The organism is Bacillus sp. DC4300-2b2 (genome assembly GCF_049895685.1).
Lineage (GTDB): Bacteria > Bacillota > Bacilli > Bacillales > Bacillaceae > Bacillus > Bacillus safensis.
Map to the genome: position 1 here is coordinate 357,137 of NZ_JAFCSW010000002.1, position 18,034 is coordinate 375,170.

The 18,034-nt window shown below is 41.3% G+C and carries 21 protein-coding genes and 1 other annotated feature; all 21 genes read right to left on the reverse strand.

Annotated features, from left to right (window positions below; translation table 11 throughout):
- Positions 1-93: 93 nt before the first annotated feature.
- Positions 94-1,008, reverse strand: a complete 915-nt coding sequence (locus tag ACP69X_RS06690; protein ID WP_041084915.1) for an RluA family pseudouridine synthase — start codon at positions 1,006-1,008, stop codon at positions 94-96.
- Complete coding sequence (lspA, locus tag ACP69X_RS06695) at positions 1,005-1,472, reverse strand: signal peptidase II (protein ID WP_024424236.1); 468 nt, start codon at positions 1,470-1,472, stop codon at positions 1,005-1,007. Before lspA ends, ACP69X_RS06690 begins: the two co-directional genes overlap by 4 nt.
- A 94-nt stretch (positions 1,473-1,566) precedes the next feature.
- Positions 1,567-1,941, reverse strand: a complete 375-nt coding sequence (locus tag ACP69X_RS06700; RefSeq protein WP_338527572.1) for a TraR/DksA family transcriptional regulator — start codon at positions 1,939-1,941, stop codon at positions 1,567-1,569.
- A 161-nt stretch (positions 1,942-2,102) separates the two neighbouring features.
- Positions 2,103-4,868 carry an isoleucine--tRNA ligase gene (gene ileS, locus ACP69X_RS06705; RefSeq protein ID WP_426052537.1) on the reverse strand — a complete coding sequence of 922 codons (2,766 nt, stop codon included), beginning with the start codon at positions 4,866-4,868 and terminating at the stop codon, positions 2,103-2,105.
- 59 nt (positions 4,869-4,927) lie between these two features.
- Positions 4,928-5,165: a binding site (T-box leader), on the reverse strand.
- Positions 5,166-5,224: 59 nt separating this feature from the next.
- A complete protein-coding gene (locus tag ACP69X_RS06710; protein WP_008344947.1) occupies positions 5,225-5,719 on the reverse strand; it encodes a DivIVA domain-containing protein in 495 nt (164 codons plus the stop codon).
- A gap of 26 nt (positions 5,720-5,745) precedes the next feature.
- Positions 5,746-6,522: an RNA-binding protein gene (locus ACP69X_RS06715; protein WP_041084920.1), complete on the reverse strand. Its 777-nt coding sequence runs from the start codon at positions 6,520-6,522 to the stop codon at positions 5,746-5,748.
- Positions 6,523-6,575: 53 nt separating this feature from the next.
- Positions 6,576-6,857: a YggT family protein gene (locus ACP69X_RS06720; protein WP_073979465.1), complete on the reverse strand. Its 282-nt coding sequence runs from the start codon at positions 6,855-6,857 to the stop codon at positions 6,576-6,578.
- A 6-nt stretch (positions 6,858-6,863) separates the two neighbouring features.
- On the reverse strand, positions 6,864-7,322 hold the full coding sequence (gene sepF, locus ACP69X_RS06725) for a cell division protein SepF (RefSeq protein WP_003212271.1): 459 nt from the start codon (positions 7,320-7,322) through the stop codon (positions 6,864-6,866).
- Between the two features lies 1 nt (position 7,323).
- Positions 7,324-8,013: a YggS family pyridoxal phosphate-dependent enzyme gene (locus tag ACP69X_RS06730; RefSeq protein ID WP_039183105.1), complete on the reverse strand. Its 690-nt coding sequence runs from the start codon at positions 8,011-8,013 to the stop codon at positions 7,324-7,326.
- Positions 8,014-8,019: 6 nt separating this feature from the next.
- Entirely contained in the window at positions 8,020-8,883 is an 864-nt protein-coding gene (gene pgeF / locus ACP69X_RS06735; protein ID WP_212039794.1) for a peptidoglycan editing factor PgeF, read from the reverse strand.
- A gap of 211 nt (positions 8,884-9,094) precedes the next feature.
- Positions 9,095-9,331, reverse strand: coding sequence for a YlmC/YmxH family sporulation protein (locus ACP69X_RS06740; RefSeq protein WP_008344958.1), 237 nt, complete (start codon positions 9,329-9,331; stop codon positions 9,095-9,097).
- A 79-nt stretch (positions 9,332-9,410) separates the two neighbouring features.
- The gene (locus tag ACP69X_RS06745) at positions 9,411-10,187 is read right to left on the reverse strand and encodes an ABC transporter ATP-binding protein (RefSeq protein ID WP_426052538.1); all 777 of its coding nucleotides are present in this window, start codon (positions 10,185-10,187) and stop codon (positions 9,411-9,413) included.
- Positions 10,188-10,317: 130 nt separating this feature from the next.
- Complete coding sequence (locus ACP69X_RS06750; protein ID WP_007499733.1) at positions 10,318-10,674, reverse strand: PTS glucitol/sorbitol transporter subunit IIA; 357 nt, start codon at positions 10,672-10,674, stop codon at positions 10,318-10,320.
- 26 nt (positions 10,675-10,700) lie between these two features.
- On the reverse strand, positions 10,701-11,711 hold the full coding sequence (gene srlE / locus ACP69X_RS06755; protein ID WP_254805786.1) for a PTS glucitol/sorbitol transporter subunit IIB: 1,011 nt from the start codon (positions 11,709-11,711) through the stop codon (positions 10,701-10,703).
- Between the two features lie 13 nt (positions 11,712-11,724).
- A complete protein-coding gene (gene srlA, locus ACP69X_RS06760) occupies positions 11,725-12,255 on the reverse strand; it encodes a PTS glucitol/sorbitol transporter subunit IIC (RefSeq protein WP_003210918.1) in 531 nt (176 codons plus the stop codon).
- Between the two features lie 18 nt (positions 12,256-12,273).
- Positions 12,274-12,705, reverse strand: coding sequence for a transcriptional regulator GutM (locus tag ACP69X_RS06765; RefSeq protein WP_041084924.1), 432 nt, complete (start codon positions 12,703-12,705; stop codon positions 12,274-12,276).
- A 12-nt stretch (positions 12,706-12,717) separates the two neighbouring features.
- A complete protein-coding gene (locus ACP69X_RS06770; RefSeq protein ID WP_041084925.1) occupies positions 12,718-13,962 on the reverse strand; it encodes an NAD(P)H-dependent oxidoreductase in 1,245 nt (414 codons plus the stop codon).
- A 244-nt stretch (positions 13,963-14,206) separates the two neighbouring features.
- A complete protein-coding gene (locus tag ACP69X_RS06775; RefSeq protein ID WP_041084926.1) occupies positions 14,207-15,145 on the reverse strand; it encodes a sugar-binding transcriptional regulator in 939 nt (312 codons plus the stop codon).
- Positions 15,146-15,296: 151 nt separating this feature from the next.
- Positions 15,297-16,076, reverse strand: coding sequence for an RNA polymerase sporulation sigma factor SigG (gene sigG, locus ACP69X_RS06780; protein WP_041084927.1), 780 nt, complete (start codon positions 16,074-16,076; stop codon positions 15,297-15,299).
- 143 nt (positions 16,077-16,219) lie between these two features.
- A complete protein-coding gene (sigE, locus tag ACP69X_RS06785) occupies positions 16,220-16,939 on the reverse strand; it encodes an RNA polymerase sporulation sigma factor SigE (RefSeq protein ID WP_041084928.1) in 720 nt (239 codons plus the stop codon).
- A 58-nt stretch (positions 16,940-16,997) separates the two neighbouring features.
- Complete coding sequence (spoIIGA, locus tag ACP69X_RS06790) at positions 16,998-17,927, reverse strand: sigma-E processing peptidase SpoIIGA (RefSeq protein ID WP_423359048.1); 930 nt, start codon at positions 17,925-17,927, stop codon at positions 16,998-17,000.
- Positions 17,928-18,034: the final 107 nt, after the last annotated feature.

The window sequence follows — 18,034 nt, forward strand, 5'->3', positions numbered from 1 at the left end:
GCACAAATTGATCCGTTATCCTTCTCAGCCTCTCTGGACTGTTTTAAAGAATCTCAATTTCTTCGTTTATTATTTCAAAAAAAGAACGGCCTGTCAATCGTTATTTCTTAATGAATCGATAAAGCCCCGCATATCAGCTGGAATTGGTGCTGTGAACTCGATATATTCTCCTGTTCTAGGATGATCAAATCCTAAAACACCTGCATGCAGAAGCTGTCCATTAAAATCGACTGTTTTTCTCGGTCCATATTTCGGATCTCCTGCAAGAGGGTAGCCGATATATTTCATATGAACACGAATTTGGTGTGTTCTTCCTGTTTCAAGACGGCACTCGACAACTGTGAAGTCTTTAAAGCGTTCAATCACATCGAAGTGAGTGACGGCCTGTTTTGCATTTTCTTTTGTGACCGTCATGCTTTGGCGGTCTTTTTTGTCTCTGCCAATTGGTGCATCAATTGTGCCTGTATCATGCTGGATAATACCGTGGACAACAGCCGTATACTTTCTTGTGACAGTTTTAGCCACCAGCTGATTGACGAGTGACTCATGTGCCATATCGTTTTTCGCGACCATTAACAGCCCAGACGTATCTTTATCAATTCGGTGGACAATTCCAGGACGCATCACACCGTTAATCCCTGATAAATCCGTACAATGTGCCATCAGACCATTTACAAGTGTACCTGACACATGACCTGGGGCTGGATGAACGACCATTCCTCGAGGCTTATTTACGACTAACACATCTGCATCCTCATAATAAATATCAAGATCCATTGGTTCTGCTTCTACATCTAGCGCTTCCGGATCTGGAATCTCCACTTTGATTTGATCCCCAGCTTGTACTTTGTAATTGGCCTTTACTTGTTTCCCGTTTACTTCGATCAGCCCATCTTTAACCCATTGCTGGACTTGGGTTCTTGACCATTCTGGTTCTGTTGTGCTTAGAAATTTATCTAGCCGTTCACTCGTTTGTTCTTCTGAAACGGCAATATTTACTTGATTCATGTAGTTGACTCCTTATTTTTCTTTCCATCTAACAGCATTTGAATGAAGAGCAGAATAACCCCTACACAGAGAGAAGAATCTGCAATATTAAAGATTGGGTAGTGATAATCCCCAAATACGAAATGAGCAAAATCAACCACTTCCTGACGGAAAATACGGTCGATAAAGTTTCCGATCGCTCCGCCAAGCATTAAGGCCAGCGCTACTCCAAGCAGCTTGTCCTTTTGTCCATGTTTTTGTAAGTAATAAACAATTCCCGCAATAACAACGAGTGTGATCACATAGAAAAACCACATTTGCCCTTGGAGAATTCCCCATGCGGCTCCTGAATTTCGGTGAGACGTGATATAAAAGAATCCATCAATGACTGGAACAGAATCTCCGAGCATCATATTTTTGACAATGAGCCATTTTGTTAATTGGTCTAAACAAATGATAACGAATGCGATTATGTAATAGAACACACACGTTCCTCCATCTTCATACTTTGATCTTTAAGCATTTTATCAAGAAAACAGGAAGGAGTAAAGAAACTTTAGTTGACAGACAAAAACCTCCCTACATGTGGAAGGCTTCAAAATGAGAATCATTTGATTCGGAAGGATAAGGAGTGAATGCTTTTTTCTCGTATTGCTTATGATATAAAAAGTCGTCAGCCGTGCGGGCGGTAGGAAGAATGCTCATTTGTTCAAGCGGAATCACATCTCCTGTTGCCTCACATATGCCATAGTTTCCTTGTTCGATTTTCGCAATAGCGAGAGACACATCTTGCAGCTCTTCTTTGATGTGATAAAGAAGTGTGGTCGTTTTAACGTCATTCAACGAGACATGCTCAGCGGGTGAACGAAATGATGCGTATTCAAACAGTTTAGATTGCAGCTCTTCTTTTATTTGAAGGAGTTCCGTGTAAATCGTCTCTAGATCGCCATTCATGTCGCAATTTCAACTCCTGCCCTGTCGTGATAATCATATTGTTGCCCTGCCTGGTTACTTTAAAGCCATAAGATTTTTCCTTTCGTTCTAAACGCTGTCATTTTCTCAAAAAAGAAAACGCCCCGCATATGACGGGGCGCTAGCTTGTGATTATCGCACTGTTAATTTTGGTAATATTTCTCCACGATTTCAGCATTTTTCAGCGACAATGTTGGGTATTTCGGATTTGCACCAACATCTTTTGAAATAATACGGGAACGTTCGCACAATTCTCCTTCTGCTTTTTGAACCACAATTCTTCCTGATGTATATTCAGGCGCCGATGTATCTGCATGCTGCTTATCCTCTACCGTTAATTCAGAGATGATAAAGAGCTGCTTCACATCTTCTTTAATGGATGCAAGAAGGGTTTTCACTTCGTCTGTCGCATAAAGCGTCACACTTGCTTCAAGTGAACGTCCGATGACTTTCTCGTTACGCGCAATCTCCAGCGCTTTTAGCACATCGTCACGTACCTCCATAAAGCGGTCAAACTTCGCTTCTGTCACTTCAGCTTGAGGAACTGCCACACCTTCTGGCATATCTGTTAACTGAACACTTGGCTCTTCAACAAAGCTTAAGTGGCTCCATAATTCATCTGCTGTATGCGGAAGAATTGGTGCAGTCAGCTTCACTAATGCCATTAATGTTTCGTAGAAGACAGTCTGCATGCTGCGGCGGTCTGGATGATCCGCATGCTCAATGTAGACGACATCCTTTGCAAAATCGAGATAGAAAGAGCTGAGCTCAATCGTACAGAAATTGTGAATCGCATGATAGACGACCGCAAATTCGTAATCATCATAAGCTTTTTTCACTTTATCAATCAATTTGTTTAATTTGATCAAGATGTATTGATCCACTTCGCGAAGCTCTTCTACTGGCACAGCATTTACTGCTGGATCAAAGTCAAATAGGTTTCCATGCAGGAAGCGGAAGGTGTTACGGATCTTACGATAGACTTCTGCTACTTGTTTCAAAATATCATCAGACACTGGATGGTCGGCTTGATAGTTGACAGAAGATACCCAAAGTCTAAGAATTTCTGCACCGAGCTGCTTCGCAACCTTCGTTGGGTCAATCGTGTTGCCTAATGATTTACTCATCTTACGTCCTTCTTTATCAAGCGTAAAGCCGTGGCTTAGGACACCTTTATACGGCGCTTTTCCAGTGACAGCAACTGCTGTTGATAAAGAGGAGTTAAACCAGCCGCGATATTGGTCAGAGCCTTCAAGGTATAAATCTGCCGGACGGACTAGGTCATCTCTTTCTTCTAAAACGGCTTGGTGAGAAGAACCGGAATCAAACCATACATCCATGATGTCCTGCTCTTTAGTGAATTCACCATTCGGGCTGCCTGGATGTGTAAAGCCTTCTGGCAATAGCTCTTTCGCTTCTTTTTCAAACCAAATATTCGAGCCATGCTCTCTAAACAATTGAGATACATGCTGGATTGTTTCGTCCGTGATGATCGGCTCACCATTTTCCGCATAAAACACAGGAATTGGAACGCCCCATACACGCTGTCTTGAAATGCACCAGTCACCTCTGTCACGCACCATATTGAACAGGCGTGTTTCACCCCATGCTGGAACCCATTTCGTTTCTTTAATATTGTCTAATAACGCTTCTCTAAAATCTTTAATGGATGCAAACCACTGAGCTGTCGCACGATAAATCGTTGGTTTTTTCGTTCTCCAGTCATGCGGGTAGGAGTGCGTGATAAAGTCGAGCTTTTTCAGCGCGCCTTTTGCTTCAAGCTGTTCTGTGATGGCTTTATTGGCATCCTCATAGAATAGTCCTTCAAAACCAGGTGCCTCATCTGTCATCACACCTTTTTCATCTACTGGACAGAGCACATCAAGGCCGTATTTCATACCGACAATAAAGTCATCTTCCCCGTGGCCTGGTGCAGTGTGAACACAGCCTGTTCCCGCATCAGTTGTCACGTGATCGCCAAGCATCACCAGAGAATCTCTATCGTAAATTGGATGTGCTGCAACGATCTTATCTAATTCTTTACCTTTTAGCGTTTTCACAACTTCGTACTCTTCAAAGCCGAGTGTTTTTACTACTTGTTCAACAAGTTCAGATGCAACGACATAACGCTCATCACCCACTTGAAGAACACTGTACTCTAAGTTTGGATGAACACAAATGCCAAGGTTTGCAGGAAGCGTCCAAGGTGTTGTTGTCCAGATTATGAATTGTTCGCCGTTTTCAAGAACGCCTTTTCCATCTTTTACTTTAAACGAAACGTAAATCGATGGTGAACGTTTGTCTTTATATTCAATTTCCGCTTCAGCGAGGGCTGATTCACTTGAAGGAGACCAGTTAACAGGCTTTAATCCTTTATAGATATAGCCTCTCTTCGCCATTTCACCAAAGACAAGGATTTGCTGCGCTTCGTATTCAGGCTTTAATGTGACATATGGATTGTCCCAGTCTGCTCTGACGCCTAATCGCTTAAACTGGCTACGCTGACCTTCAATTTGCTTCCAAGCATACTCCTCACAAAGTTTGCGGAATTCTGCTGTAGACATTTCTTTGCGTTTTACTTTTTTATTTTTAGTGAGAGCTGTTTCAATTGGCAGCCCGTGTGTATCCCAGCCCGGTACGTACGGTGCATGATACCCGTTCATTGATTTAAAACGGACGATAAAATCTTTTAGGATTTTATTAAGTGCATGCCCCATATGAATGTCACCATTCGCATATGGAGGCCCATCATGCAAAATAAACGTTGGGCGTCCTTTTGTCCGCTCTAAAACCATTTGATAGATGTCTTTCTCTGCCCACTCCTCTTGGATTTCAGGCTCTTTGTTCGGCAAGTTCCCTCTCATCGGGAATTCTGTTTTCGGCATTAATAAGGTGTCTTTGTAGTTCATACCCATTCCTCCACATGCAAATTCTGATTAAAAAACAATAAAAAAAGCCCTCTCATCCCATAAGGGACGAGAAGGCTTGTCTCGCGGTACCACCCTTTTAGACAAGCGCTATTTAAGCAGCCGCTTATCCACTCTAAAATCGTAACGTGATCAGACGCCTTTTCTTACTGTTTTTTTCAGAAAAGGAACTAAAGGGGTGATCTCATTGCAGCGTCTCGTAATGTCAGGCTTCCACCATCCCTGATTCGCTTAATTACGCATGTGACAGCTGCGAGTGTCCCTTTCAAACGTTTATCTCTTGTTAATTTATGATGGTATTATATGCAACATGAGCACGTCATGTCAAGATGATGCGCTTATTCTTTTTCGTCAAAGACAGCGTCCACTTCATATTCCAGTAAATGATCCCAATCATCATTTTTCAGAAGATCAAGCTGCGCTTCGATGAGCATTTGGAAACGAGTTCTAAAGACCTTCGATTGTTTCTTCAGTTCTTCGATTTCCATTGCAATCTTTCTTGATTTTGACAGCGCTTCGTTAATAATTCGGTCAGCATTTTTCTCTGCTTCACGAATAATCAATTTTGCTTCTTTATCAGAATGACGCTTAACGTCTTCTGCTGCTTCCTGCGCCACAAGAATCGATTTGTTTAATGTTTCTTCAATTGTTGCAAAATGACCTAGTCTTTCGTCAAGCTCGTTTACTTTGTCTTCAAGCTCGTTCTTTTTACGAAGCACGATCTCGTAGTCTTTACGTACTTGGCTTAAAAACTCGTTTACTTCATCTTCGTCATAGCCGCGAAAGCTTTTTGTGAACGTTTTATTATGAATATCATTAGGTGTTAATGGCAACCTCGCCACCTCCAGATTCAAGTTCGTTATGTCATAAGCTCAAATGTTACTTTGAATTTATCTTTTTTGGTCTTCCCATCAATCGTTTTGAGGCTAAAGCGGCCAAATCCCCGAACAGAGAGCTGATCGCCTTCACCGATTGTAAAGGAAGGGTCCTCAGTGACTTTCCAATTGACTTTGACAAGCCCATTTTTGACTAAAAGCTGTGCTTTTTGCCGAGACTGACGGCTGACAGCAGCACATACAGCATCAAGCCGAAGTGAAGAAATGGTATCTTCTTTGATATCAGTCTTCGTCATCACTGGCTTTATATCTGCCTGTGTGATTTCCTCTAATGAAACGGATGCTCTGCCGACATGTGTCAGCTGCGCCCGCACAAAATCAGCGACATCACTTGTACAAATAAACTGCACATCTTCCTCTGAAAATAATAGATCTCCGAATTTTTGACGCTTCAAGCCTGTCCCAATCAATGAGCCGAGAAGCTTCGGGTGTTCTAGTGAAATAAACTTTTTCGCATAGTTCACCTGAAAATATGACAGCTCAACATCTTCAATAGAAGGTTCTAAATAATCAGGATAAATGAGAGCTCTTTTGCGCTCCGCTCCCTCATACCCGCCAAAAAACATGATCCCAAGTTCTTCAGCATGCTGGATGACGGACTCGGTAATAAATTGCTCACGCGGATCAAGGAAGTCTGTTAATTTCATTCGATATTGGTCGAGTGCAATTTTTTTCCAGCCTAACACTTGGTCGACAAATGGCTGTTCGTCTTTTCTAAAATGCTGATAGATATCGCTCATTTTGTACCCCTCTTATGTAAAAGAGCCTGGCAGTGCCAAGCCCGGCAGCCTGTTTACATGAAGCGCAAAATCATATTGTAAAGACCAGTTAGTCCATATGAAGATGCAAAACGAATCACAAGCAATGCCACAATCGGCGAGATGTCAATCATACCGATTGGCGGAATAATTTTACGAAATGGTTCTAAATACGGTTCGCATATATTTGTCAGGAAACGGCCAACTACAGTTTCTCTTGCAGATGGCACCCATGACATAAAGATGTAAATAATAATCGCGAATGAGTAAATCGTTAATACAGTCTGTAAAAGCTGGAAAATGTAATATAGAATCACTATGATTTACCACCTCTGAGGTTCTTCCTCTGTCAATAGCTCTGATATTGTGCCAGATACATCTACATTATCAGGTGTGCAGAGGAATATATTCGAGCCAATACGCTGGATGTCTCCACCGATTGCATAAACGGTTCCGCTTAAGAAGTCAATGATTCGCTTTGCTTGATCATGCTGAATGCGCTGCAAATTCACGACGACTGCACGTCTGTTTTTAATATGGTCTGCAATCTCCTGCGCTTCTGCATAAACACGCGGCTCACTTAACACCACTTTAGAGGATTTCTGCACGCTTTGCAAGCTGACAACATTTTGTTTTCCTGTCTGCGGGCGCTCTTGAAATGCTGCTTTGTCCTTCGTTCCTTTTTCTTCTTGAACGGGTTCTCTTTCTTCATCAATATATTCGTACTCATACTCTTCATCGTCGAGAGTGAAAAAGCTTTTAAACTTATTTTTTATGCTCATGTCACGCACCTCCTGTTTCATTTCCAACAAGTGAAGAGCCAATCCGAACGAATGTCGCACCTTCTTCAATTGCGATTTCAAAATCATTTGACATGCCCATCGATAAATGCTGACAAGGTGCATTTACTTGGTTAAGATGTTTTACTTCTTCTTGAAGGTTTTTTAATGCTTTAAAACAGTTGCGAATCACAGTGTGATCCTCTGTAAATGGAGCCATCGTCATCAGTCCTGCAATTTCAATCTGTTTGAAATCAGCGAGCTGTTTCACAAATGGAATGACGTCTTCACTTTTCAAGCCGTGTTTTGACTCCTCAAGTGATGTGTTCACTTGTACAAAACAGCGAACTGTGTGATCCGCTCTTTTTTCAATTTCATTCGCAAGAGACATCCTGTCGAGCGAATGTAAGTAGTCAATTGTCTGAATGACTGATTTCACTTTTCGTGTTTGTAAACTGCCGATAAAGTGCCAGTTAATGTTTTCATCGGTTATGGCCGCCTGCTTTTCAAGTAACCCTTGGTCTCGATTTTCACCAAAGTGCACAATCCCTGCTTCCTTGGCTTCTAGTGCTCGTTCAATCGAAACATATTTTGTCACAGCGACGACTGATACATCTGCTGGTTGTCTACCGGCTCTTTTACATGCTTCGTTTATTTGTTCATTTATTTGTCTGAGATTCTCTCGTACATTCAATTGCACTTATGCCTCCTTAAACCCGACAAAAGACATCATACGTCCTGTTTTCCCTTGATCACGCCGGTGTGAGAAGAAAAGCTGATCATTGCAGCTTGTGCACATCGAACTGACATGTATGTTTTCTTCTTTTATTCCTGCATGAAGCAATACGTTTTTGTTTAGTGTTTTCAAATCAATTTTATATTGTCCTTGTGAAATCTCGGAATACACATCCTCTGTTGAAAAAGGAAGCTGTTTCACTTGATCCATGACGACGTCATCGACTATGTAGCAACAACTGCCAATGGATGGTCCAATGACGACTTGAATCTGATCGGCCTTGGCACCTTCTTGGCTGACCCATACATCAACCATCTTTGCACCAATTTGCTTGACGGTTCCTTTCCAGCCGGCATGAGCCGTTCCAATTAATCCGTTTTGCGGAGCTAGAAAATAAAGCGGAACACAATCAGCGAAACAAAGAGCGAGCATCATGTTCGTCTCAGACGTATATAAACCGTCTGTACCAGGCAGTGCCTCATCATAATGAAGACTTCCTCTTCCTCTTTGCTCCTTGGTGACTTTCAGGATGCGATCCTCGTGTGTTTGGTCTGCAAACACCCAATCAGAGAGCGGCACAGCAGCAGCATCTGCTATGACTTGACGATTCATTTGAACACTAGAAGCATCGTCTCCTACATGGAGTCCAGTGTTCAATGATTGATATGGAGGTAGGCTGAAGCCGCCATTTTTTGTTGTAAATCCGGCCAATACCTCTTTACCAGAACATGTCATGTTCGTCCAATCATGAATGGTCATTGCATATGGTGATTTCTGCTGAAAGGGGTCATATTTGTGTGTCAAAGCTGCCTCCCACCTTTCATTCATCTCTCTTTATTTCGCTCCTATTTTACCACAAGACATACATAGACAGTTAGTGGGATTCATTAAATATTACACTCAAATGTGCACTTTCTGCAGGTTTTTTTTCAAATTGATATGAAAACGTAATCTTTTTACCCGAAAAAGACATTGTTTGCTAAGAATGAAGAGTTTATTTTAAGGAAAAATTGAATGATTCATTGAGGAGTTATACGAATTAAGAAGACAAGCGGACGAGTATCACATCTTCGCCAATTTTTACTATATTTCGCCATGGGACAATCATTTCCTCTTCTTTTCCGAAAAATCCCATCATTTTACCTGTGCCGCCAATAATAATCGCTTGGATTTTGCCGCTTGTGACATTAATATCAATGTCCCCAATGGTACCTAGTTTTTTCCCGCTGGATACATCGACGACATCCTTGATTTGGAATTCAGAAATGCTGATCATCTGTCCTTCCCCGCCTTTCGTTTTCTACTATAATATGTATGATGGAAAAGCAGGGACGCAGACCAATAGTTTCTTTTATCTACAATTTACTTAAATGCGGACGGCCATTTCTCCACATGACATCTACCGGACATTCAAAAAAAGAAGAAAGCAGGCCGCTTGTCATCATCTCTTTTGTTTCTCCTTGATCAAAAACAGATCCATTTTTTAATAATAAGGTATGCTGAAAAACAGGCAGAATCTCCTCTGCATGATGGGTCGTATAGAGCAAAGTAGGCGCATCAGGCTTTGCTGCAATAAATGAGATGGACTCCAGCACTTGCTCTCTTGCTAGAAAATCAAGACCCGTCACAGGTTCATCTAAAATCAAGAGCTGCGGATCATTCATTAAAGCCCTCGCAATCAAGACTTTTTGCTTCTCTCCCTGTGAGAGTGTTTCATAAGTTCTGTTGGCATATTTGAATGAACCGAATGCTTTTAATAGATCAATGGCTTTCTCTCTCATTTCATCTGTCGGGGTTTCATAAAGCCCGATAGAAGCAAATGCGCCGCTCAGCACAATTTCAAAAGCATTGTCGTCTCTGTGCAATTTCTTTTCAAGTCCTGCTGAGATGAGACCAATTTTCCTCCTGAGCTTTTCACCAAGAGCCTCCTTGCCAAAGACATGTCCCAGCACTGTCATTTCGCCTGACGTGGGGAAATAATAAGAGCAGAGCATATTTAATAATGCGGTTTTCCCCGCACCATTTAAACCGTAAAGTACCCAGTGTTCCTGCTTGTTCACCTGCCAGTCAATAGACTCAAGCAGCCATTTCCCATTTCGTTTTAATGAAACATTCTTCAATTCAAGTGACACGATAACTTCCTCCTGAGTAAAAATTCTGAATATACAAATAATGAATGTTTACAGCATATCGTAAATGCTCTTTCTGGTAAACCTCATATAAAAAAGCTGCTCCTTATTAGGAACAGCTTTTTTTACACGGTTACGAAATTTCAATTCGTACGCCTTCTTTTATATCAGGAAACGTGTGAGGGGATGCAAATACAGCTCCTGGTAATACATCATCAAACGGCTCTTGGAAGTAGATCGAAATATGGCCGAGTTCTTTAAAGTTGTCATTTGCTTTATTGCCGAGGGCTGTGATCGTGTACGTTTGATCGCCTACTTGAATGGTTCCGCCCAGCTTCAGCGGCTCTTCTTCTAGGTGTTCGAACTCATGAATGACAGACATATCTCTTAATTCCTGCGGCGCTGCGGGTCCAAATAATACAATCAGCTTATCTTCTTTAAATTGCGGGACTAAGATCCCAATTTCCTTTACGACAGATTGTGTTACCATGTATCTCGATTCCTCCTTAAATACGTTTAATACATACCGAAGCTAGCAACGTATGCGATCACAACAGATAGAACCCCTGTAATTAGACGACTATACAAAACAGCTGGTACCCCATATTGTACCGTTTCCGGCTTCGCTTCACCAAGTGACAGCCCCACTGGAATAAAATCACACCCTACTTGACCGTTGATGGCAAATAGTGCAGGAAGTGCAAATTGAGGCGGAATGTTTCCTAGTGCGATTTGACTACCAATCAGAACACCGATGACTTGGGCAATGACTGCTCCAGGTCCTAAGACAGGTGATAGGAACGGCAATGTACAGACCACTACGAGCAGTAAGAGCCCCCAAAGAGATCCTGCCAAAGGTGATAGAAAATGGGCAATCAGGTCACCAATTTTTGTATAATTGATAATTCCAATTAACATACTGACAAATGCCATGAATGGAATAATGTTTTTCAAAAGCATATCAACAGAATCACGGCCAGCCTGATAGAACGTACCGGTGACTTTCCCAATTCCACGCGAGAATCTCATCAGGAAATTGCCTTTTTCCTGCCGCTCGATATTTTCCTCTTTCAGCTTTGCATACGTCTCTTTGAAATTCTCTTTGTCAATCGACTCACTGTTTTCCTGACCTTCTGCTTTTTCCTCACCATCAGATGCTTCTGCATAGGAAATATCTTTTTCTGTTACGCCTGATACGAAGATATCTTCTGTAATATGTTTAGCAAGCGGTCCAGAAGGAGAGGATGCCAAAACGTCTACAGTAGGAATGCGTTTCATTGGATAAAGTCCGATTCGCGCTGTTCCTCCGCAGTCAATGACAACACACATCATTTCATCTTCTGGTATGGAGTTTTTAAAGCCGTCACATGCTTCTGTCCCTGTCATTTCTGCAATTTTACGTGCAACCGGGTGAATGCCTCCACCTGTAATGGAAACAACCTTTCTTCTTTTACCAGTTGGTTCAAGCTCTAAGCCTTCTCCCCATCCGCCAGCACCTTTTGCAACAAATACTTTGTGGTTTGTCATGTCTAACCCTCCCCTATTGTGAATTCGCTTTCATTTTTCCTGCTAAATATTTTGTAATCCATTCAGTAATGATTCCGCGTAGTAAAATGACGACGATCCCGACTAAGAAGTAACGAACAGCAAGCTCTGACATTGAATATCCAGCTTCTTTAATCCCGTTCGCAATTCCTAAGTAGACAAATAGTTCTCCTGCGTTGGCATACGGGAACAGTGATGTCACCGGATGAACAAATGAAACAGCTGAATCATAGAATGCTGGTTTTTGTTTTTCAGGTAAGAAGCGGCCAAACGTATAAGCCATTGGGTTTGTCAAAATAAGGACGGATAAGATCGGCATTAACGTGTAGCGCAAAATGGTATACTTCGCTGCAAACTGAATGGCTCTATTCACTCGCTCTTCTCCAATAAATTTCATGACAGCATAAGTGAAAGTAAGTAACACAACAAGTGTTGGAACGATACCTGTAACAAGACCCATGAATTGCTTTCCGCCGGCTTCAAACATTCCGATAAAGTGCTCTCCAAACCATTGAATCCATTCCATGTTTCATCTCCCCTTTCTTTAGTTCACATTTGTTATATTTTTTTTCGAAATCGAGACAAGTGCCTGCTCAGCCGCCATGGAAAGTGCTTGCATGACAGCTGGCGCCTTTTTACGTTTTTTCAACGTTTTCTTCATCATGTGGTGCTCGTCCAGCACAGCCCCTACATGCTTGCCTTCATATGAAGGAACTTCTTTAAATTTAGATAAGATCGACACGCCGCCAAGCACATGACATTTCTGAATGATATACGATTCATCCACAATGATGAGCGCAATGGCCCCAGGGCCAACTTTGCGCCGTTCCATTCCTGAAAATAAGTGATAACCCTGTTTCCCTCTGTAGTCATCAATTAGTGAGTCCATGCTTTTGCGGTAATACTTGATTTGAATAAAAGATAATCCATACTGCACGATGAGAATGATACAAAGTACGATTGCTAATTTTTCCATAGCTTCACGTCCTTAAGATTGAAATAAGTGATCTTGTAATGAACGCAGCTTCCAAACGGTTGTGTTTGAATCAAGCTCTACATCATCATGAGTGAGGAACTGTCCTAATTTGATGTCTTTTTTCGCTACGACTTTTCCGCTGATTAAGCCAATCGGAATGTGACCGTTCGTTTTCATGTCTTGATGCGTTTCAAGTACACCTCTTACGGAGTATCCGCCAATTCCGTCAAGTGATTCCCCTGCTTGAATATCTCTTTTCGCAACAGCGACTGTTTCTGACACTGGTACACCAATCGGGTGGATCGATGAGTCATGCTGTAAGACTGCTTTTGCGATGGTAACAGGTGTTTCAAGACTCGCTAAGTGGAAAGGACGGTAAAGCGTGTAGTGAGGACCTTTTCCAACTTTTAAGTAACGAAGCTCTTCATCTACTGGCTCAAGATCACTCTTGACGATAACGAATACGCCTGGCGCAAGTCCGTTTACATATTCAACGACTCCGAAGTTATCAAGCACGCCGCCTTGTTGTTTTTGATTCAATTTATCTGCTACATTCTCTAAATTTGCTTCGACCCCGTGCATACCGACTTTATCTGGCAAAAGCCCTGTCGCGTTACTTAATAAGTTCATTTCTGCCATTGTTTTTGTTCCGTCTTGGAAGGCAGCGAGCATATGTGCACTCATATGTTTACTATCTGCTTCTGCTTTACACGTATCTGGATTTGCTTCTGGGAAGAATGGGTTGTTCTTGCCTTTCCCAGCAACGAGCACCTCAAGTCCCATTGTTTTTGCAAATTCATATAATTCTAGTGTTGCTGCCGGTTCGTCTCCAGCTGATCCTGAGTAAACAAGTCCTGCATTTGTGAATAATTTATGCATCACCAAACCGATGGTAATATCAACTTCTACATTTAAAAGAACGAGATGTTTTTTTGAATTAAGCGCTTCCAAAGAAATGTTTGCTCCGACCTCTGGCACTCCTGTTGCATCTACGACAACTTCCACAAAATCTGATTGAATCACTTCTCTATAATCATTTGTGACGACCATTTGATGCGGCTTCGCATGCTGCTTGTAAAAATTCGCTGCCTTCTCTGCTGCACTAAGGTGAATATCACAAACACCTGCTACAATCATGCCTGGAATTTTAGAAATTTGTGAAATGAGTCCAAAGCCCATTTGGCCTGCCCCAATAATTCCTACTTTGATTGGATCTCCACTGCGTTCTCGAGCTAACAATTGTTGATAGATTGACATAAAAATCATCCTTTCAGGTTTTCTTGCTTCTCGGGTAGATTGCTAGAAAAATAATCTGAAACTTTTAACAAATGTTATAAAAATTAACAAAAATCTGTTTATTGTAACATTTGTTATTTTATTTATCATTTGTTATGAACTTAGTTTATATGATGTGTCAACTTTGTGTCAAGCTAAAATCGATAAAATTTTCAATCTTTTTGAGTCTAAAGACTCAAAAAAACTACCTAATATGATTAGGTAGTTACTTTAACAAGGCATCTCCTGTTCGTTCATCCGTAATTAATACATGAATTAATCCACCTTCTAATGCTGCCCTGATCGCTTCAATTTTCTCTTCTCCTCCAGCGACACCAATGACTAGCGGGATTTCCTTCAGCTTTTGCGGGCTTATGCCCATTACCCGGTCGTTCCACGGGTGGGGATACACTTCCCCTTGATGATCAATAAAGTTATAGCAAATGTCACCCACTACATCCTTCGCTTGAAGAATATCCTCCTCACCGCTTGTCATATAAGATTTCACCATCGTTGAATGCTGCGGAACCCCGCCAATTCCGACAACCGCAATATTTGATGATTCTCCTAGTTTAATCACTTTTTTGATTGATGGCTGCCGGATTAGTACGTCCTTCGCTTCTTTCGTATCAAGCATAACAGGCACATGTAAAAACTCACATTTAGATTTGAGTGCTTCTGTGCACCTTGCAATAATATAGTTGGCGTGGATATCAACATCTTCGTTTCCCACACCCCCGACAAGCGGAACAAATGTCACGGATGGAAAGTGCTGAACTGACGTAAGCGCTTTCGCCATTTCATGCAAAGTGGTTCCTGAAGAAAAACCGATAACTTGTCCATCCTTTATCACTTTTAACAAAAAGCCTGCCGCTGCAGCGCCGATTCGGCTTTTTGTTGTTTCTTGGCTGAGCGTTTCCACACAGACGACTTCTCGCAGCCCATATTTCCGCTCTATTTTTCTTTCTAATGATCCATATTGTTGATTCACTTCATCATGAATAATGATTTCCACGATTCCTGCTTCACGTGCTTTTGCCAAATATTTCGATATGAGCGAACGGCTAACCCCAACAGCTTCTGCTATTTTAGATTGAGTGGCGCCTTCTTCATAATACATATGCGCAACCTTTATGAGCAGCCTTCTTTCATCATGGAATGTCATAATAACCCTTCTTTCCGCTTAAGTGTTCCCTAACAAATGATATCTAAAATAACATTTGTTAGAAACAGATTAAATGAAAAAAATAACAGAGTCAATACTAGAGACGTGCTCTCTCACAAGAATGAAAAAAGCCGCACATGAAGCGGCGGCTTTAAAAGATATTTTTATTCATTTGTTTGATGGCTGCTTTTTCAAGTCTTGAGACTTGTGCTTGAGAAATCCCGATTTCTTCAGCGACTTCCATTTGCGTTTTTCCCTGGAAGAAGCGTTTGCGGAGAATCATTTTTTCTCGATCATTCAATCGGCGCATTCCCTCTTTTAAGGCCAATTCTTCTACCCATTGTGTGTCTTTGTTCCGATCATCACTAATTTGATCCATCACATAAATCGGATCTCCTCCGTCATTATAGATCGGTTCGAACAAAGAAACAGGATCTTGAATCGCATCTAGGGCAAAGACAATTTCCTCATGAGGCACTTCCAGCACTTTGGCAATGTCTTCTGCCGTTGGCTCCTTGCTTGTCTCACTGATCAGCCTCTCACGGACCTGAAGTGCTTTATAGGCAATATCTCTTAGTGAACGAGACACCCGAATTGGGTTGTTATCACGCAAGTATCGACGGATTTCTCCTATGATCATAGGGACCGCATAAGTTGAAAATCTGACATTGTGGCTTAAATCAAAATTATCAATTGATTTCATTAATCCGATACAGCCTACTTGGAAGAGATCATCCACATACTCGCCTCTGTTGTTAAAACGCTGAATCACACTTAAAACCAACCGCAAATTGCCATTGACTAGCTTTTCTCTTGCTGTATCGTCACCTTCATCTTGCAGCTGTCTGAACAATTTTCTCATCTCGTCGTTTTTCAGAACAGGCAGTTTGGAGGTGTCGACTCCGCAGATTTCCACTTTATTTCTGGACACTTTTTTCCCTCCCTACAGGAGCTGTTGTACAAAGTTCAGTATCTCCTTGGGATGGAAAAATATGCACGAGTGATGATGAGAATCATGAGAAAAGAAGTTGATTCCTTTGACAGCAAAGGGACAGAGCTTTCAAAAAAATTTTTTTAGACCATTTTGTTAAATTCTTTTTGTAATCGTTTAATAATTCTTTTTTCAAGCCTTGAAATATACGACTGAGAAATTCCTAGCATGTCAGCGACATCTTTTTGGGTTTTTTCTTCACCGCCGACCAATCCGAACCTGAGCTCCATGATCTGCTTTTCGCGGTCATTTAATTGCTCTAACGCTTTTTTCAAAAGTTTTTTATCTACATTTGCTTCAATATCCCGCGTGATAATATCATCATCTGTTCCAAGTACGTCTGATAAAAGCAGTTCATTTCCGTCCCAATCAATGTTGAGCGGTTCATCAAACGACACTTCTGAACGAATTTTATTATTTCGGCGCAAATACATCAAAATCTCATTTTCAATACATCTCGAAGCATATGTCGCAAGCTTGATCTTTTTTTCTGGGTTAAATGTATTGACTGCCTTAATGAGGCCAATGGTTCCAATACTAATTAAATCCTCAATATTAATCCCTGTATTTTCAAATTTTCTTGCGATGTAAACAACCAACCGCAAATTTCTTTCGATCAGAATGGCCCTTGCTGTTTGATCACCTTTTGGTAATTTGACAAGCAGTTCCTGCTCTTCATCCTTTGATAATGGAGGCGGCAGCGCCTCACTACCACCAATATAATAAATCTCATCACTCTTTATACCTAGCTTCATGAGGAGTTTATACCAGTAGTAAGTGAATTTAAATTTTAATTTTTTCATCTTCTTCTCCCTTCTAAATGTCAAGTTGACCTCGTAAGATAAAAGACATCACCAAAACTTAAGACACCCCTTGGATGATTTTTCCGTCTAACATATCTGGATGAATGATGGATTGAAATTCCTGATCTGCTGATAAACCGCTTAGACTCATGCCTACAAAACACTTGGCTGGCTGGATCATATGCGTTTTTGAATAAATGAAGACCGTATCTGGTTTTAAGCATAGAAGAAACCCGTGATCATGCCCGACCGCTCGATATGGAACAAGTCGTAAACGATCAAGAAGCGGAAATCGCTCATCGAGCTTTTGCATCACTTCAACAGGATGAGACTGCTTCATAAGCTCTATAAAAGGCTCTCCGCAAATGGACATGAGCTGATCGGCCTGAACGATCATCACAGGTGTTTTCGTCATAGGATCATACAGCTGATTACCAGAATCGACGAGTCCCTTTAGCCGGATGGTCTCTCCGTGAATGTGTATCTCCACAAGTACTTGTTCATCAAACTGTCTTTTTTTCGCACCGACCTCTCCTAATCTTTTCTTTGAAAAGAGCCAAATCGCAGGAAAGCCAGTTAAAACGAAAAGCCAGCTAACGGGATCACCAAAGCCATCATTTTGTGAAATCAGCAGGCCGTTTTGAATAACAGTATTGGTTTGTAAAAACGAATGAACCCCGATCATGCCTCCTCCCATCAAAAATGTGACAAAGTAAAAAGCAAACAAGTTTTGAAAAAAGGAACGAAATCTTTGAAATCCAAAAGTTGCAAGCACGATCAAGACAGAAAAAAGCAGTTTGCCTATAGGGTGTGACACAAACATTGCAAATGGTGTAAAGAGCAAGAGAACAATGCTCGATCCAATCAGAGCTCCTAACATATATCGCCGTTTTTTTACTTGTCGTTTGAGAATAAATGCAGTGAGTAAGAGAAGCAATAGATCAAAACAAAAGTTTAACAGCCAAATCACATCTAAATAAATGACCACCTTCTGCTCCTTTCATCTGAAACAAAGAATCAAAAGCAGTACTTGCACTTGTTTGTACCAGTATAAAACAGCCAAGAGATGGAAGTCTGTCAATTCTTGTTGGGGAT

Bases quoted from the DNA above. Each gene is read 5' to 3' on its own strand.
- ACP69X_RS06690 (WP_041084915.1), bottom strand. From the start codon at position 1,008: ATGAATCAAGTAAATATTGCCGTTTCAGAAGAACAAACGAGTGAACGG.
- ACP69X_RS06700 (WP_338527572.1), bottom strand. From the start codon at position 1,941: ATGAATGGCGATCTAGAGACGATTTACACGGAACTCCTTCAAATAAAA.
- ileS (WP_426052537.1), bottom strand. From the start codon at position 4,868: ATGAACTACAAAGACACCTTATTAATGCCGAAAACAGAATTCCCGATG.
- ACP69X_RS06715 (WP_041084920.1), bottom strand. From the start codon at position 6,522: ATGAGCGATATCTATCAGCATTTTAGAAAAGACGAACAGCCATTTGTC.
- sepF (WP_003212271.1), bottom strand. From the start codon at position 7,322: ATGAGCATAAAAAATAAGTTTAAAAGCTTTTTCACTCTCGACGATGAA.
- pgeF (WP_212039794.1), bottom strand. From the start codon at position 8,883: ATGAATGAAAGGTGGGAGGCAGCTTTGACACACAAATATGACCCCTTT.
- ACP69X_RS06740 (WP_008344958.1), bottom strand. From the start codon at position 9,331: ATGATCAGCATTTCTGAATTCCAAATCAAGGATGTCGTCGATGTATCC.
- ACP69X_RS06750 (WP_007499733.1), bottom strand. From the start codon at position 10,674: ATGGTAACACAATCTGTCGTAAAGGAAATTGGGATCTTAGTCCCGCAA.
- srlE (WP_254805786.1), bottom strand. From the start codon at position 11,711: ATGACAAACCACAAAGTATTTGTTGCAAAAGGTGCTGGCGGATGGGGA.
- srlA (WP_003210918.1), bottom strand. From the start codon at position 12,255: ATGGAATGGATTCAATGGTTTGGAGAGCACTTTATCGGAATGTTTGAA.
- ACP69X_RS06765 (WP_041084924.1), bottom strand. From the start codon at position 12,705: ATGGAAAAATTAGCAATCGTACTTTGTATCATTCTCATCGTGCAGTAT.
- ACP69X_RS06770 (WP_041084925.1), bottom strand. From the start codon at position 13,962: ATGTCAATCTATCAACAATTGTTAGCTCGAGAACGCAGTGGAGATCCA.
- ACP69X_RS06775 (WP_041084926.1), bottom strand. From the start codon at position 15,145: ATGACATTCCATGATGAAAGAAGGCTGCTCATAAAGGTTGCGCATATG.
- sigE (WP_041084928.1), bottom strand. From the start codon at position 16,939: ATGAAAAAATTAAAATTTAAATTCACTTACTACTGGTATAAACTCCTC.